This is a genomic window from Maribacter sp. X9, from assembly GCF_048537565.1.
Lineage (GTDB): Bacteria > Bacteroidota > Bacteroidia > Flavobacteriales > Flavobacteriaceae > Maribacter.
Window position 1 is genome coordinate 1,101,009 of sequence record NZ_CP183215.1, and the last position, 16,099, is coordinate 1,117,107.

At 36.4% G+C, this 16,099-nt stretch carries 11 protein-coding genes; 4 read left to right on the forward strand and 7 right to left on the reverse strand.

What is annotated here, in order from left to right:
- The first annotated feature begins 145 nt into the window (after positions 1 to 145).
- The 4 genes from ACNR9Q_RS04675 to ACNR9Q_RS04690 all read left to right on the forward strand — a co-directional run bounded on the left by ACNR9Q_RS04675 (position 146) and on the right by ACNR9Q_RS04690 (position 5,924).
- A complete protein-coding gene (locus tag ACNR9Q_RS04675) occupies positions 146 to 619 on the forward strand; it encodes a cupin domain-containing protein (RefSeq protein ID WP_419213451.1) in 474 nt (157 codons plus the stop codon).
- A gap of 631 nt (positions 620 to 1,250) precedes the next feature.
- Complete coding sequence (locus ACNR9Q_RS04680; protein WP_419213452.1) at positions 1,251 to 1,682, forward strand: response regulator; 432 nt, start codon at positions 1,251 to 1,253, stop codon at positions 1,680 to 1,682.
- A 47-nt stretch (positions 1,683 to 1,729) separates the two neighbouring features.
- Positions 1,730 to 3,808, forward strand: a complete 2,079-nt coding sequence (locus tag ACNR9Q_RS04685; protein ID WP_419213453.1) for an ATP-binding protein — start codon at positions 1,730 to 1,732, stop codon at positions 3,806 to 3,808.
- Positions 3,809 to 3,893: 85 nt separating this feature from the next.
- Positions 3,894 to 5,924 carry an LTA synthase family protein gene (locus ACNR9Q_RS04690; protein ID WP_419213454.1) on the forward strand — a complete coding sequence of 677 codons (2,031 nt, stop codon included), beginning with the start codon at positions 3,894 to 3,896 and terminating at the stop codon, positions 5,922 to 5,924.
- Here ACNR9Q_RS04690 and ACNR9Q_RS04695 read toward each other — a convergent pair.
- From ACNR9Q_RS04695 to ACNR9Q_RS04725, 7 genes are all read right to left on the reverse strand, one after another.
- Positions 5,921 to 7,084 (reverse strand): hypothetical protein, encoded by a 1,164-nt coding sequence (locus ACNR9Q_RS04695; RefSeq protein ID WP_419213455.1) that lies wholly within the window; start codon positions 7,082 to 7,084, stop codon positions 5,921 to 5,923. The two genes, ACNR9Q_RS04690 and ACNR9Q_RS04695, sit on opposite strands and share 4 nt — an antisense overlap.
- A gap of 3 nt (positions 7,085 to 7,087) precedes the next feature.
- On the reverse strand, positions 7,088 to 8,335 hold the full coding sequence (locus ACNR9Q_RS04700; protein ID WP_419213456.1) for a YaiO family outer membrane beta-barrel protein: 1,248 nt from the start codon (positions 8,333 to 8,335) through the stop codon (positions 7,088 to 7,090).
- A gap of 26 nt (positions 8,336 to 8,361) precedes the next feature.
- On the reverse strand, positions 8,362 to 9,804 hold the full coding sequence (locus ACNR9Q_RS04705) for a glycosyltransferase family 2 protein (RefSeq protein WP_419213457.1): 1,443 nt from the start codon (positions 9,802 to 9,804) through the stop codon (positions 8,362 to 8,364).
- Between the two features lie 24 nt (positions 9,805 to 9,828).
- A complete protein-coding gene (locus ACNR9Q_RS04710; RefSeq protein WP_419213458.1) occupies positions 9,829 to 10,908 on the reverse strand; it encodes a HEAT repeat domain-containing protein in 1,080 nt (359 codons plus the stop codon).
- Positions 10,909 to 10,977: 69 nt separating this feature from the next.
- Positions 10,978 to 11,346 (reverse strand): response regulator transcription factor, encoded by a 369-nt coding sequence (locus tag ACNR9Q_RS04715; protein WP_419213459.1) that lies wholly within the window; start codon positions 11,344 to 11,346, stop codon positions 10,978 to 10,980.
- Positions 11,347 to 11,353: 7 nt separating this feature from the next.
- A complete protein-coding gene (locus tag ACNR9Q_RS04720) occupies positions 11,354 to 12,058 on the reverse strand; it encodes an Hpt domain-containing protein (RefSeq protein ID WP_419213460.1) in 705 nt (234 codons plus the stop codon).
- 19 nt (positions 12,059 to 12,077) lie between these two features.
- The gene (locus tag ACNR9Q_RS04725; RefSeq protein WP_419213461.1) at positions 12,078 to 15,725 is read right to left on the reverse strand and encodes a PAS domain S-box protein; all 3,648 of its coding nucleotides are present in this window, start codon (positions 15,723 to 15,725) and stop codon (positions 12,078 to 12,080) included.
- Positions 15,726 to 16,099: the final 374 nt, after the last annotated feature.

The window sequence follows — 16,099 nt, forward strand, 5'->3', positions numbered from 1 at the left end:
GTTAGCTAGTTGACAAATAGTTGGAAAATAAGTAGTTACCCATCTTGGTTCGAGCCCAAGAGGGGGAGCATTGAAAGTGAAAGGGTTACAGAAATGTAACCCTTTTTTATTTTATCTTTCCAAAATTTTAATTACTAAAGCCTTGATGATGAAAATAATATGTCCTTTGTTGTTTCTATGCGTACCATTATTTACGTTCGCACAACATACAGATTACCAAATAAGCTCCTACTTATATCAGGGTACGAAAGCACCCAATACGCATTATATAGGCGAAGCATGGCTGAATAGTTTACTGCGTGCCGATGAAACTATTGGTTACAATGTAACAAAAGCCACTTTCAGGGCAAATTCTACCTTAGACTGGCATAAACATACTTCGCCCCAAGTGCTTGTCATTTTGGAAGGTTTAGGTTACTACCAAGAACGTGGTAAAGAACCCATAATTATTAACGTGGGAGATGTGATTAAATGTGACCAAGATACTGAGCATTGGCATACTAGCTCTAAGAAAAATGATATCACTTATTTGGCGATATACAGTGGTGATACTATTTGGACCGAAGTAGTAAGTCAGGAATACTACGATCAAATTGCGGAGCATTTGAAGAAGGACTAAGTTTTTTCATTAAAAATTCTAAATAACAACTTTCACGAAAAGGCGGGGCATAAAAAGATAATTACATAAAAATTGTGTTGTTAAGTTATCTCCTAAGCCCTTAAATCTCCTTTAATGTACCTCTGAATTAGGGGAGTTCTGGTTCTATTGGTTGAAATATATTCTTAAATGGAAGAGGGGGACTTTTTTCAATTGACTGTTACGTTTGTAAAGTTTTAGTTTTGCAAAATACCTTGTTCTGGTTCTTTGCAGGCATAGATGACTAAAAATCGAATTTAGTCCTCTGGCACATGTATTACATCGGCGAAATGCAACAGATTGTCGATTATAAATTACCATTCATCGATTTTGATTGATTCTATAAAACCAAATCGGTTTTATTACGTTAGTTAGTAAGAATAAGATTACAAATATTAACATCTTTTAGAAAATTAGGTATTTTGCTTATACCTCGAAAGTGGAATTCTCTTAGACGCGAACATGCACTTCTATTTTTTACGCAATAGCGGTTAGGAGATTAAATGAGTTTACGTAACAATTTTAGATTGGATATGCGATTCAGCTAAATAGCAAACGATGTGTATCGATTTGTTTTCTTTATAGCCCAGGGTTTACTTTAAGAATGGAGCAAATGAAAAATCAAGTTTTAAATTACCGTAGAGTAATTGTGGTAGATGATAATCGTGTTGATTTATTTCTAAATACTTTACTGGTTAAAAAATTAAATATTGCCGAAGAAGTAGTTTCATTCGAAAAGCCCTTGCAGGCACTTGGGTATCTAAGAACTTTGGCAAAGAAAAGAACCGATAACATACTATTACTCTTAGATCTTAATATGCCTGATATCAGTGGTTTTGAATTTCTAGAGGCTTTACCCCCCATGATCGACCAACTTGAATGCTTTGATGTTTTGATTGTTACTTCTTCTATAGATTGTGAAGATAGGAACAAGGCCTACAGCAATCCATTAGTGAACGATTTTCTAATTAAACCTTTAAGACTTGAAGAACTAAACCATAGTATAGGGTTACGATCTACAGAGGTGAATTCAAAAATAAGTTAAATCTCATTTTTGTATCCTACCATCTTTTTGTTTAAAAAAACATCAATTTGAATACAAAAAGGATATTAGCAAGAAAGCTAATAGTTAAACAACAATTGCGAACGCTTACGATAGGGGTTATTGCATTATTGGTAATAGTCTTGCTTGTTGCTTTCTTGGCAAACCAAATGCTTCAGGCGCGAAGAAAAGATGCGAACATCGTTAATGGTGTTGGAAAACAACTCATAAGCAACCAGAAACTTGTGAAACAAATTTATGTTGGAGGGTTATCGAAAGATTCTCTAGCAATCAGTAAAGGCGATGACAACTCTAAAAATGAAATTAACGGCCCAATAAATTTTAGGGAGCTTAAAATTGAGGTACCCACTTCTCATTCTCCTAAAATTGACAGTTTAGTCCAAATGATTACCGCTTATCAAGAAGAACTTATATCAAATCATCTTGATTCTGTTGGTGACATAAACGAAAGGACAAATGTTGAAGCGTTGATAAAATTAGAAAATCAATTTCTCGATGGCTTAGAGGAAATAGTTGATATATATGAGAATGAAAAGGAGAATGACTTTTTATTGCTAACAAGAATAATCTACATACTCACCTTTTGTTCCTTTATTTTCGTGATACTGGGATATAAATACTTAATTAAACCACAAATAAATAACCACCAATTTTTATTGGATGTACTATTAGAGGAAAATAACAAGTTACATTCTATTCTTGACAATACCTCCAACCTTATTTGGACGGTAGACGAACAATATCGTTTAGTTGCCTATAATACCTCCTTTACCGAACTATATCATAGCGTTCATGAACAATACCCAAAAGCAGGAAAGTATTTTTTAAAAGACCTGGCAAGGGACAAAAAAGGCGCCAACCTTAAAGAATGGTACAAAAAGACGTTTTCGGGCAAGAGCTTTAATGTGACTATTTCTGAGGAGGTTCAAAACGAAGTACACCATTTTGAACTTTCTTTCAGTCCTGTCACAGGTAATAGCGGAGAAATCGTAGGATGTTGTGTATACCGCAGGGACATCACTTCGAACATTAACATGATGAGTGATTTGCGGCAAAGTGAGCTAAGTCTAAAAGAAGCACAGGAAATTGCCAATATGGGTAATTGGAACTGGGATATGAAAGAAGATACCGTAAAATGGTCCAGTCAGTTATATCTAATTTATGGTAAAGATTCAATGCATTTCGATGTGAACATTGAAAGCGTTAAAGAAATTATACATCCAGAGGATTTGGAGAAGGTTGGTAACGTCATTGAGAGAAGTATTGCCAACCGCTCACCGCATGATATCACATACCGTATTTTAACAAGTGATGGTAATATTCGCTACATTCATCAAAAAGGAATAGTAATTACGGATAAGGAGGGCATTCCCATTCGTATGGCAGGTACTGCCCACGATGTCACAACTTTGGAAGAGGCGAACCAAAAAATAATCCACCAGTATAGGGAACTGCAAAACTTCGTCTACATTATTTCCCATAATGTGAGAAGCCCGATAGCAACGCTATTAGGTTTGATTAACATATTGGAGGTAGATACAAAAGATTCAGATTACGAAATAATCAAGAACATTCATGAAACCGTACATGTTTTAGACGAAACCATTAAAGATCTAAATCATTCCCTGTCCTTAAAAAAAATAGACCAGTCGCACTACTGCGAAGTAAACTTGAACGAAGTGATCAATGAGATCAAAGTTCTTATGGCAGAAGAAATTGCCGTAAATAAGGTTACGATAAATACTTATTTTAAAGATTCGGTTGTCCATAAAGGAGTGAAGAGCTATTATGCGAACATCCTCTATAATTTGATCATGAACGCTATAAATTATCGTTCATCGGATAGGGAGGCGCAGATTGGTATCAGTGCTGAAAAATTATCGAACGGGTATTTGAAATTGACCATTTCGGACAATGGTATAGGGATGGATTTGAACGAAGAAAGAGAGAAACGTATTTTCAATATGTATGGGCGCCTAAACGGTGATTCTCAGGGTAAAGGTTTAGGGTTGTTCTTGGTAAAATCTCAAGTAGAGGCGCTGAATGGTACTATCGAAGTTGATAGCGTTTTAGGAGAGGGAACTGTATTTACGGTAATTTTAAGTTAGTTCTGTATAGAAAACGTAACCTCTCCTTTGTTTAAATAAACAGCTATGCCAACCCATACGAAAACCCGCCTCTAATTCACTTGCCATGAACCAAAAAAAAGCAGCATATACTTTAATAAGGGCCTTGCAGTGGTATTCAGGGTATGCGGTATTCAGTTTGTTGATGCTACTTCTTTTTAGTGTTACAGAGCTACTTTTCTACACTTTTAACCACCCATTTCCCTTTGGGTTCGGTGAGTTACTGACCTTAAGTTTAATCAGGGATTTTATACTGTGGTCGACTTGGGTTTTTATCCCCGCTATTTTTTTTGTTCCCATCCACTTGATTAATCCTAGGATAGCCAAGTTTTTAATCGCTCTGTTGACCCTCGTTTTTTTTACCATACATTTTATACTTATCGCGTATTTTAATAATTCTCTTGTTCTATTGGGTTCTGACTTTTTTGGATATTCTTTAGAGGATATTAAACAGACTGTAGGTGCCTCTGGCGATTTATCCTTAAGCGTAGTACTTCTGTTAATTTTTATCGGACTAGTAGGTCTAGGACTTTATACCGTTCCCGAAAAAATAAAAGCCCCTAAATGGGCAGCTCTTGCCCTTCCGTTATTTTCAGTTCTTTTTTTTAGTGTGGGGAGTACTGATAATTTGACTAAACCTGCGTTAGGCACAGATTACGCGAATAATTTGGTCATCCATAAGTCCGAACATTTTTATAAAGCAGCTAATTCTTATTTCTTTAGAACAGATGACGGAGTTGATATTTATGCCGAGAGCTATTTAGGAAAGAGAGATAAAGAACGTTTGTCAAGGTTAAAGACCATAAAGTACACTAATGAGTCATTTCCTTTCTTGCATCCTAGATCTCAAGAAGATGTGCTTTCGCCCTTTTTCAAACCTAAGGAAAAAATGCCGAACCTAGTTTTTATTGTGGTCGAGGGTTTGGGTCGTGCATATACCAATGAAGGGGCTTATTTGGGAAATTTTACTCCCTTTCTTGATTCACTTTCGCGTAAGAGTCTTTACTGGAAGAATTTTTTAAGCAATGGGGGTAGAACCTTTGCTGTTTTGCCCTCTTTGTTAGGCTCTCTTCCTTTTGCCAAAAATGGATTCTTGGAATTAAGAAATAAAGAACCCAAACAGCTTTCCCTTTTGAATATTCTTGAAAGCAAAGGTTATGAAACCACTTTTTATTATGGTGGAGATACTCGTTTCGATGGTATGAAGGATTATCTAGAAAAAAATAATATAGGGCGTATCTACGATGAATATACGTTTCCTTCTAGCTATAAAAAACTACCGTCACGTAATGATTTCTCTTGGGGATATGGTGATCAAGAACTTTATAAACTATATCTAGAGCAACAAAAACCAGATTCGCTTGATGCTCCCCGATTAAACGTGTTCTTAACGGTTGCTACGCATAGTCCGTTTGTAGTGAACAACAGTAGAAAATATGAAGAAATTTTCGAGAAGCGTATCGAAACTATGAACTTAACCGAAGCACAAAAAAAGGAACATGGTTCGTATAAAAAACAGTATGTCACCGTGCTTTATGCCGATGATGCCTTAAAAGGTTTTTTCAAGGCGTATAAAAAGCGCGAAGATTATGAAAACACCATTTTTTTTATTACAGGTGATCATCGTATTCCTGAGATACCCATGGGTACGAAAATCGACCGGTACCATGTTCCTTTGATTGTGTACTCCCCATTGTTAAAAAGAACGGCAACTATAGCTTCCATATCCAGTCATTTTGATTTGGCACCGAGCTTGTTGAATTATTTCGCCACTAATCATCAACTTAAATTACCGGAACAAGTTAGCTTTATGGGGACGGGACTTGATACGGTTGCGGATTTTAGGAACATTCATCAAATCCCCATAATGCAAACCAAAACCGATATGGTAGATTTTGTGTCCGGAAACTTCCATTTAAATGGCGATGATGTATTCGAGTTAGATGCTAATATGGGAGAAACCTTGATAGATAACACTGAGATCAAGGAAGAATTAGTAAATGCCTTTCAGGCATTTAAACATCGTAATACGGCATTGACAGAAGGGGCACCGCTAATACCTGATTCTATCTATAAAAAATACGGTACTAAAAATTAATTTTCCTCTAAAGCGTGTAGTTCGTCTTCTAGAATCTGGCTTATCAATGGCCTGTAAAAATTCCAGAAAAAACTATTACGCTCTAAAGGATTGCGCTCATCGTAAAAAAGGCTTTTAAAAAAATGGATTCCTTTAAAGTATGACGTTTTTGTCCCCACAGGATTGTCACTAAAATCTCCTGAAAAGTAAAAGAACTTATAATCATCTTCTAAATGGCTGGTAATGGCCGGGATGTTTTGAGGGATGCTATATTTCGCTAGTTCTTCTTCGCCTTTAGGAAGTAAGTTGAGCTTGAAAGTTGCATTAACTTGATTTATTTTAAGATCAGGTATAATTACATCGAACCAGAAGGGATATTTAATTGTATCTGGAAGATGCCATTTTTGCTGTGCCTGTGGCGTTGTATTGATGTAGGGCAACGCATTTTTCAAATGAGTGCCCTCCTCCAAAATAACTACTTGCTCTTTTTCATTTACGAAGGCGACGCCCGGTTTTGTAAAAGGCCAAGCTCCATTGTTCGCTTTTTTATAATTGTCCACAAGCCATTGGGGCAGATCAAGATTTGTGGTGCTGTCTAGATTGTCGAAATAACGGGCAGTCCAACCGGTCCAATGTAAGCCGAACATATGCTCAAAGGTTTTTCGGTTTTCGACCATAGTGGGGGAGCCTATGGTGTTGAATTCGGTTAGAATCAGTTTATGTCGCTCTTTCATCGCTTTTAAAAAGACTAAGTCCTCGTAGCTTAACCCACCATATAACATAGATGAGCGATTGTTTATGTCGCCCTTTTTGAACCATTCGTTCGTATAGATGCCATACGTGTCGGTAACATAGGCCAAGTCGGCATCAGCGCTTAATAGATTAAGTTTCTCGCTTGAAAACCGTTCCAGACCTTTAAGAAGATACTTTTCATCCTCTAACGGGAAAAAGCCAAAATAGTCACGTTCGATTTTATAAGATTTATCCTGTGTTTTGGTATACCGGTTGTGATTTAAGATCCAGTTTAAAGAAATATGCTCTTGACCCTGAGCCGTTAATACTGTTTTGTCCACTAAAGCGATCACTAACTTTTTCTTTGGAGTTAAAACCCAACCCATCCACATAAAAACAGGCGTTAGCAGTATTAATAGAAGTACGATACCAGTAACTTTTCTTTTCATGATTTAAAATCGCTTTATATAGCCTAAGCTTACTGAGAATTGATTTCCCTTCGTATTCACGTTATATTCCTGATTTTCCATGAAAGCACTGATAATTAAAACGTTGGTGTCCAAAAATAATTTGCGATACCCAACATCTACGCCATAGGATTTTAGTTTGTAAATGTTATTGGGATCAAAAGAAACGCTGTTCACATTGTCGTCTGGTGAAAGGCCCGTTCCTATTTTAAAGCTGATAAAATCATCTGCACCTCCTAGATAATATCTAGTGGTTAAAGAATAGGACTGCGAGACGGAGCTGTTGGAAGGGGTTAAATAGGTTCTAAAATTGAACCAAAAACTGCTATAATATTTTCCAATACCTAAGGTATATATCCATGTGTTTTGGTTAAAGGCCAAAAAGCGAAAGCCCGCATCGGCTTCAAAAGCATAGGGAAGGTTGGCGTACAGCGAGAAACCTGCCCTGTATTTTGAAAAAATACCGCCGTTATCAGATATTCCTGCACTCAAGTAGCTGTAGAATAAATCTGAAATTCTTGGGTAGGCATCAACTTCAAGCTGCATACCATCGGTTCTAAACCTATTGGCATAATTTATTCGAGTTGCAAAAGATCCTAACTTTGTTTGGCGGGTGTAATCAATATTCGACAGGTGCCAAGGGTCGTCGAAGCGTTTATCAAAATAAACATATTCATAGCCGATGCCCATGGCATTTTTTGCCGAAGAGCTGTTTATACTGCCGATTAGGCCTCTGGCCTCCGTAAGTTTTGGATTTGCCTTAAGCAAATTGTCGAGTACCGTTCTTGCTTCTTCGTAACGCTGTAGGTCTTTGAGAATCTTGGCTTTTAGAATGCCGAGGCTCTCGGATCCCTTATGTACTTCTAATCCTGTATTGACAATTTCAAGTGCTTTTTTAGAATCGGAGTTCCAATACTCGAGGTTACCATAGGCGAGTGAAGCTTCCTCGTGGCCCTTTTCTTTTTGTAATACTTTGTCAAATATCATTCTTGCTTCTGGCAAGCTATCGGTGAAGGTGTATAATCTGCCTAAAAAAATATTTATCTCCAAGTAATCCGGACTTTTCGCGATCGCTTGTTTAATTAAGGAAATCGCCTTCGGATAGTCATCCTCCTCAAAAGCACTAACACGGGCTGCTGTATATAACTCATCTGTACCCATACTGGTTTGCGCCATTGTTGACATAGCGTTCAACAACAGGGCGATCAAAAGGGCAATGTTATATTTGGACATAATAATTGATTTAGAAAACCTCCAAATTAAATTCGGTTCTTATTGGTTAAAGGGTTCGATAATCCGGTTCTGATCATTTTGCCCCAAGCTTTTTTACCACGTAATAGATCAATATTACCCCTGACTGCCGCCCACATTACATACGGATGATAAATTAATGGTTCAAGCATGGCCGTACGCATGAGCCGTATCAAATGTTTTGGCTTCGTGTATTGCTGGAAAGTATATTCTTCAAAGAATAGGGCAGTAATCGAAAATAAAATTGAAAAGCTATAAACGACACCAAAAAACAACAAGAAAACCAGCCAGTTTATTTGTCCGGTAACCAGAAGGAACATGAAAAAAATGATGCCAAGAAACTCGATTAAGGGAGCGAACCATTCGAAAAACATCCAATAAGGAGAACTCAGCAAGCCTAATAGACCATACTTAGGGTTAAAGATCATTTTTTCATGCATTATCAGGGTTTCTATAGTTCCACGTGCCCAACGGTTGCGTTGGCGGTAAAGCATTTTCCAATTTTGAGGTACCTCTGTCCAGCATAATGGATCTGGTATGAAACCTACTTTATATGGAATTTTTTGATCACACATATAGCGCCGCATACGAACTAGTAGCTCCATATCTTCGCCAACCGTATTACAATTGTACCCTCCTGCCTCTATTACGATTTCTTTATCGAACATGCCAAAAGCACCTGATATGATCATAAGCCCGTCAATACTTGACCAAGCCATTCTTCCCATTAAAAAGGCCCTAAAATATTCCAAGATCTGTGCTCGGGCTATAAAGGTATCGGGCAACCTGACCTCAATGATTTTACCATCTTCTATAATGCAGGAGTTGGCGACGCGTATGATTCCACCTGAGGCGATTACTTTTTTGGTATTATTAAGAAATGGTTTTACAAGTTTCAGTAAGGCATCCCGTTCTAAAATGCAATCTACATCGATGCAGCAAATGATGTCATGAAGAGCATAATTGATTCCGGCGTTTAAGGCATCGGCTTTTCCACCATTCTCCTTATCAATGATCTTTAAATTGTCGTAGGCTTTGTTCTTGGAAATGTAGGTCCCTTTTATTTTCTTGCTGGGAAGATGAGGTGTACCCTGGCCTTGTTCGTCTAAAACAAGATCGAAATGGGTTATAAGACTTTCTAACGTACCGTCGGTACTTCCATCATTTATGATTACGATTTCATAAAATGGATAATCTAAAGTAAGTAATGACCGTATATTATCTATGACATTGGATACTTCATTATATGCCGGAGCTACTATTGAGATTTTTGGAAGATGAGCCGATTGTAATAGGGGAACCTCATCTTTAAAATTGTGTTTTCGTTTATAATCCCTTAATTCAATAATGGAAAATATGGCTGAGAAAATATAACCGGTACAGAGTATTAAAGCATAGATCAAAAAGAGCCAACTTGCTAAATTCGTTAGTATATTGAAATTAATATCCAATTATAGTGATGTTTATGGGTTATATTAAAGCGTGAATTTCGGAACAAAACCATCAGTATAAGTCGAAGGGTTTATTCCGGTTATTCCTTCTTTAATTGATCTTTCTTCTATAGCATGACCCGTGATTTTATGGTAGTCCCTTTTAATGATCAGTTCTTCTTCTGCAATTAAACTTCCGAGAACCTCAAGCTCTTTTTCTGACCCCATTTCGGCAATGGCCTTTAGAATTTCTTGTTTTATGAGGATGGTCTCATGAGAAAAATTCTCAATAAGGCTAGGTACCGCTTCGTAGACTTCCAGTTTTTTTAAAGCAATAATGGTTTGTTGACGTATTTCAACATCTTTATGCTGTAACAGCTTTAGCATTTCAGGGGTACTTGCATATTGGTTGTGGTCAACGATCATTTTTAAACAGAAAACTACCACGCTGGTAATGTCATGAACCAACCAACGCGAAAAATCCGGGATTTCCCCCTCATAGGCTTTGAGGGCATCTTCGATATAAATTTGTTCCCAAAGTGTTAGGGGGATATTTATTTGATCTAGAAACTCTAGCGGGTTGTGGTGAGATTGATTAAGAAGATAGAGTATTGCCTGCTGCCTGAGCTCAGCGCGTTTCGAATTTATTAAGGGCTTTACGATGCTATCTGGTATTTTCACATCTAATTGACGCAAAGCAAATAAGGCCCTTGCTTTCTTGAACCAACTTTTTGTTCTTAAATCTGAGATAAGAAAAAGGTCTAGACCTAAGTCGAAAAAAATTTCCTTAATGTATATGGATGACTCTCCTTTAAAGTTCTGGTTAAAGATTAGAACCTGTTTCATCATTATTTTTAAGGCATATCGATTTTTAAGGTATTTTCTTTTGAAATTCCTTGAAGGATTAGACTTGTTAAAGTCATCATCAAAAATATAGTTGTTAATGAAATCTTGAATCTGAGCCTCTAATTTTTCCTTAACGGCCATGTTTATATTCTTGTACATACGCAAATAGAGCACAAGGCCCAATAACATGAGTGCAAGGGTTATAAAACAGATGCTAAGCATTAAATTAATTTGCAGAATAGAAGGTAAACCCTCGAACTGCTCGGTCAAAAAATTCATTTCGGTTTGATTTGGTCTTACTTTTTTTGGATTTATAAATTTTTATAAGTAGCCCATTCTTTGCATATTTTATTGAACTTTCGATAAACTTCGTTTTACCCTTAAAGACAGCTCATTAGGGCTGAAGGGTTTGGTAATAAAATCGTCAACACCCATGGTAAAGGCTTCTGTGATGATATCTTCTTGTGTTGAGGTGGACAGAACGATTATGGGAATTTTTGAATGGGTTCGCTTAATATGTTCAATCAGTTGACTGCCAGAAACAAAGGGTAGCATCAAATCTGTGAGCACCAAGTCGAATTCAATAGACTCTAATTGTTCCATGGCACTTCTTCCATCTATTGAAATAGTTACGTCGTAGCCTTCTTTGATCAGCTTGAACTCAAGCGATTTTACGACCATTGGATTATCTTCTACAACAAGTATTTTCTTTTTCATTTTAGCTTTATTTTTTAATTAGATCAGCAGTGATCTGGGCATTGACATCCTCAAATTCTTTTTTTAGTTCTTCTACCAATTGGGGCAAGGCTTCATATTTTTCGGCATTCGCCAATAGATGACATAGCTCCGTTCCTTTATCGTTGGAAATCATTTCGAACGATGGTTTTATGTTATGCGCTATTTTTCTTATTTCGTCGACGTTTTTTTGATCTAATTGTTCTTGAATTTCAATCAACCTTGAGGCCACCGAATCTTTGAAAATTTTGATGGATTCTTCAATAAATTCATAATTTCCACCTCCTATTTTTTCTAAATAACTTAGGGAGTATTTTTTCTCAGATTCCATCTCTTTCTTACATGAATCCAAAAATTCATTAATCTTCAAAATTGTGGCATCCGTAAAAGGTCTGTTCAGAACACTTATAAGTTTTCTTTTCAGCGTGTCGGTGTTGGGCTCACCGATGATCAAACAAGGGTATTGCCTACCAATCTCAAGGTCTAAATAATCTAACGTTTGCAGACTATTCAAAGGGGTGCATTTTTCCTCTAGAATAAGTAATTTAGGATTTCCATTTTGCTTTATCCATTGAATGGCACTCATGCTATTGTTAAAATCAATCACCTCAAAAGAATTTTTAGATAAAAGTTCTTTCAAAGCGTTACGTGCTTCTGCTTGGCTTTCGACTAAGATTATTTTTTTAGTACCCATGTAATTTCCTTTAAATGGTTTAATCGCTCGCTGTTGATATGCCCACAGACTTATGGTCTTTGGATGTCAAATACTTGACAAAAACGTTTTTGAGGGTCTCCAATACAAGTGGTTTAGTGACATAATCGTCCATTCCGAATTCAAGGCAATTTTCTTGTATTCCTTTTACTGTTTTGGCCGTTACCGCAATAATGGGAACCCTTTTTTCGCTATTTTCTAATGTTCTTATCTTTTGACTTGCTTCAAAACCACTTAAAACAGGCATCTGAATATCCATCAATATTAAATCTAAAGGTGTGGTTTTATAAAGGTCCACGGCCTCTTGACCGTTATCTACCTCAAGTATTTCGGCTTTAGGAAGCAATTTGGTGATAATGGTTTTCACTAAATATTTATTGACAGGGTTATCTTCTGCTACCATTATTTTATAGTTATATAAGGATACATCCAATGTTTCGACCTGAGCGGCTTTTTCGTAAATTGATGAACCTGGCCTTTTCACTTTGGCAATAAGATCAAAAAGGGCATTTAATTTTATAGGTTTGACCATGTTGAACTGAATGTCAAGTTCCTTACATTTTTTTAAGATCTTTTCATCTTCACCTGAACTGTGTAAGAGAAGGATAGGAAGTTGCTCTCTGTTTATTTTGAGTTCTTGTCTAATGTGTTTAATTACGTCAAGACCGTTCATATAGGGCATATGATAATCAATGATGGCCAAATCAAAAGTTTCCCCTTCTTGTAAAATGTCAATAGCATCCACTCCATTAGCCAAAAGCTTAGAATTGATCTTATCTATGTCGAGCATCTTTTTTAAGGTAGTACGATTGTTTTCATTATCATCTACGATCAGCACACGCTTGACGTGACCCGAATATATTTCATCTTGGAATTCTTCGATATGGGTTTTAAAGAATACTTCGAAATAAAAGACACTTCCAGATCCGGACTTACTCTTTACCATTAGGTTGCTGCCCATCAAATTCAATAAGCTATTGCTAATGGTCAACCCCAACCCTGAACCTCCATATTTACGCGTAGTTGAACCATCTTCTTGATCAAACGCGAAGAAAATTTTGTCAATGTTCTCTTTAGCTATACCAATTCCTGTATCTCGTATTGAAAAAATATAGCACATTTTTTCACTTTTCCTGTGAGGTTTTCTGACCGCTACCTTCAGCTCGATCTCACCCTTATCGGTAAACTTCACGGCATTAGACAAAAGATTGATCAACACTTGTCGAAGCCTTACGGTATCTGCATGGATAAAACGGTTGATCTCTGGAGAAACGTTCAACAGTACCTCTAAATTTTTACTATGTGCCTGTTGTTTTATAAGGTCGATTGTTTGCCCACATAATTTGATGAGATCAACTTTTTCTTCATAGAGTTCTAATTTTCCCGCTTCTATCTTAGAGAAGTCCAGAACATCGTTTATCAGATCAAGCAATGATATCGCAGAGCTGTTGACCGTATCCATATAGCTTTGCTGACTGTCTGAAAGATCAGTTTTCATCAAGAGGTCGGTAAACCCTATCACGGCATTTAGCGGTGTTCTGATTTCATGGCTCATATTCGCTAAGAACTCTGATTTTGTCTTGCTGGCCGCTTCTGCTTTTTCTTTTGATGCCACCAATGACTGCTCCATGTTTTTGAGATAGGTAATATCTGTGGCCACCCCCAAATACCCTTTTATATTTTTATTCTGATCTAGAATTGCGGTGATTACAAGTTGAACGGGAAAGGTACTACCGTCTTTTCTTAAATAGGTCCACTCTTTCGCCTCGATTTCTCCCTGTTGGACATTGTGTGTAAACACTTCTTCAGATTTTATTTTTGTGCCATATTTAGCAGAAAGTTCTTTTGCATAGGTGTCTACTTCTTCTTTGATATGGAAAAAACTAGGGCTTTTCTTTCCGATAATTTCATTGGCATCGTACCCTAATAGGTTTTCAGCACCTTTATTGAATTTTTTGATAACGTGATTGAGATCGGTTTCAATGATGAGCACTTGCGTAGTGGCATCGAGAAGTCCTTGCAAATCATCTAAGCTATGCTTTAGATCATTTTTTGCTTTAATTTGTTCGCTCATGTCCACGATTTGACAAATCAAGGTGGTGTCATTTCTATCGGTGTTATGGATAGCAGCTACATGTAAATAGCAATGAACAGTTGCCCCATCTTTCTTCAAAAACCTTTTTTCAGAACTATAATAATCAATCTTCTTATTGATAAATCTGTTTGTAAAAAGGGTTTTGTTTTTATGATCTTCAGGATGGATGATATCCTTTATGTTGAGTTTTAGAAATTCTTGTTTGGAATACCCCAACATTTTCAATAAATTTCTATTGACCATGACCCATTCACCGTCCAGATTGATAACGCCCATGCCATTTGGAGAATTATCGAAGGTGGTAGTGAGTTTATCGGCATTTTCTGCTGCTAATTGCTGTAATTTTTTTTGCTCAGAAATATCTTCGATTTGTGTAATAATGAAATCCTCGGTATGTTCGATTCCCCTAACTATTGATGAATTTAAACTACACCAAATAATTTTTCCTGAGCTATGTATACATTTTGCATCAATTTGGTAGCTGTTTATCTCACCTTTAATCAATTTATCGTGCAGGTCGATCGCTTCTTCCTTTTTTTCTGGGAGAATAACGTTCTTAAACGAAAGTTTTAGAACGTCTTCCTCTTTAGAGTCCCATAACCCAAAAATATCTAAACTGGCGGGGTTGAAAGAAAGCAGTTCATTTTTTGTATTGATGAGGACAATCCCTAGAGGTGAGCTGTTAAAGATTTTTTCAAAACGGCTTTTGGTCAATTGTAACTCAATGGAATTTTTTTTCTTTTCATCTATATCTTGAAATGCACCATAAATACGGGTACATTGACCGTTTTCAAAAACCGGTGTGCCGAAAGCCCTTACCCATAGCTCATTGTTCTTTGCCGTTATTATCTTTAACTCGGTATCGAAGGGTTTGCCTTTTTCAATGGCATCCGCAATGGCCTTGGTGATCAAATCCCTACTCCATCCTTCTTTGTAAAAATTAATACCTTCAGCTAAACTGGGTTTATAATCTTCTGATACCTCATGGATGTCGCAAGTAAGTTTTGTCCAGATAATGTCATTTTTTATCAAATCAACTTCCCAACCACCAATACGAGCAATTTCATTGGTTTCTTCATAAATGCCTATTAGATTCTCTAGTGTTTTTATTCTTTCTTCTGAGGCTGTTTTTCCTTTATGGCTACTGGTAACCCTATTTTTTTTGAATCTGAGTAGACAATAAGAGCACTCTGCCTGATCTTCTGGCTCATAGGCGTCAACCTCATATGATAATGTTTCTTTCTCTTTATTGGTAAATGAAATGAAGTGTCGGGTACTTTTTCTTTCATTAGTGGTTAAATCAACCAGCAATTCATTAAGGGTATTTTGAGAAGCTATCTTGTAGATGTTGTATAACGTTTGTAATGCGTAATCAGATTCTTTTAAGTTGAAATTTAGGCCTTGCCAAAACGAACTGTTAATCCATATCTTGTCTGGATGGTTTTTTTCATAAAACCATAAACCATCAATAGTTTTTTCAGTGACCCAATCGAAAATAGCAGGGGTATTTATCAATACGTTGTTTAGACTATCTTTTAATTTTGAATGCTTCAATGGAAAAAAATTATGTTGAACAATTATAGCTGCGTATTCTGAATAAGTTTTAAAGCCTATAATTTGGATGAAAAGAAGGTATGTAGCTAACTTTTCGGTCTAACCTGTATTCATTACTTATCATAATCTCAACTTTACGTATTTAATTTTTTACGTAATGCTACGCTTAGAAGGAACTTTTTGTGTGAAAGTTTAATAACTTCAAGCAAAAAGGGCACCTCACAATTAAAAAACAAAAGGAACTTCTGAAATTTAGTTTTGGAAAAAGTCAGAGGTAACCCTTTATATGTAAACGTAATAAAACATAAAAAAGTTTAAATTGTAAGAAAAAACTTCACAAAAAGTGACTATTTTAAGGTATTTTTTAAATTTCA

Excerpts from the sequence above, each read along its gene's own strand:
- ACNR9Q_RS04675 (WP_419213451.1), top strand. The coding sequence starts at position 146 with ATGATGAAAATAATATGTCCTTTGTTGTTTCTATGCGTACCATTATTT.
- ACNR9Q_RS04715 (WP_419213459.1), bottom strand. The coding sequence starts at position 11,346 with ATGAAAAAGAAAATACTTGTTGTAGAAGATAATCCAATGGTCGTAAAA.
- ACNR9Q_RS04695 (WP_419213455.1), bottom strand. The coding sequence starts at position 7,084 with ATGAAAAGAAAAGTTACTGGTATCGTACTTCTATTAATACTGCTAACG.
- ACNR9Q_RS04720 (WP_419213460.1), bottom strand. The coding sequence starts at position 12,058 with ATGGGTACTAAAAAAATAATCTTAGTCGAAAGCCAAGCAGAAGCACGT.
- ACNR9Q_RS04690 (WP_419213454.1), top strand. The coding sequence starts at position 3,894 with ATGAACCAAAAAAAAGCAGCATATACTTTAATAAGGGCCTTGCAGTGG.
- ACNR9Q_RS04680 (WP_419213452.1), top strand. The coding sequence starts at position 1,251 with ATGAAAAATCAAGTTTTAAATTACCGTAGAGTAATTGTGGTAGATGAT.
- ACNR9Q_RS04710 (WP_419213458.1), bottom strand. The coding sequence starts at position 10,908 with ATGAATTTTTTGACCGAGCAGTTCGAGGGTTTACCTTCTATTCTGCAA.
- ACNR9Q_RS04700 (WP_419213456.1), bottom strand. The coding sequence starts at position 8,335 with ATGTCCAAATATAACATTGCCCTTTTGATCGCCCTGTTGTTGAACGCT.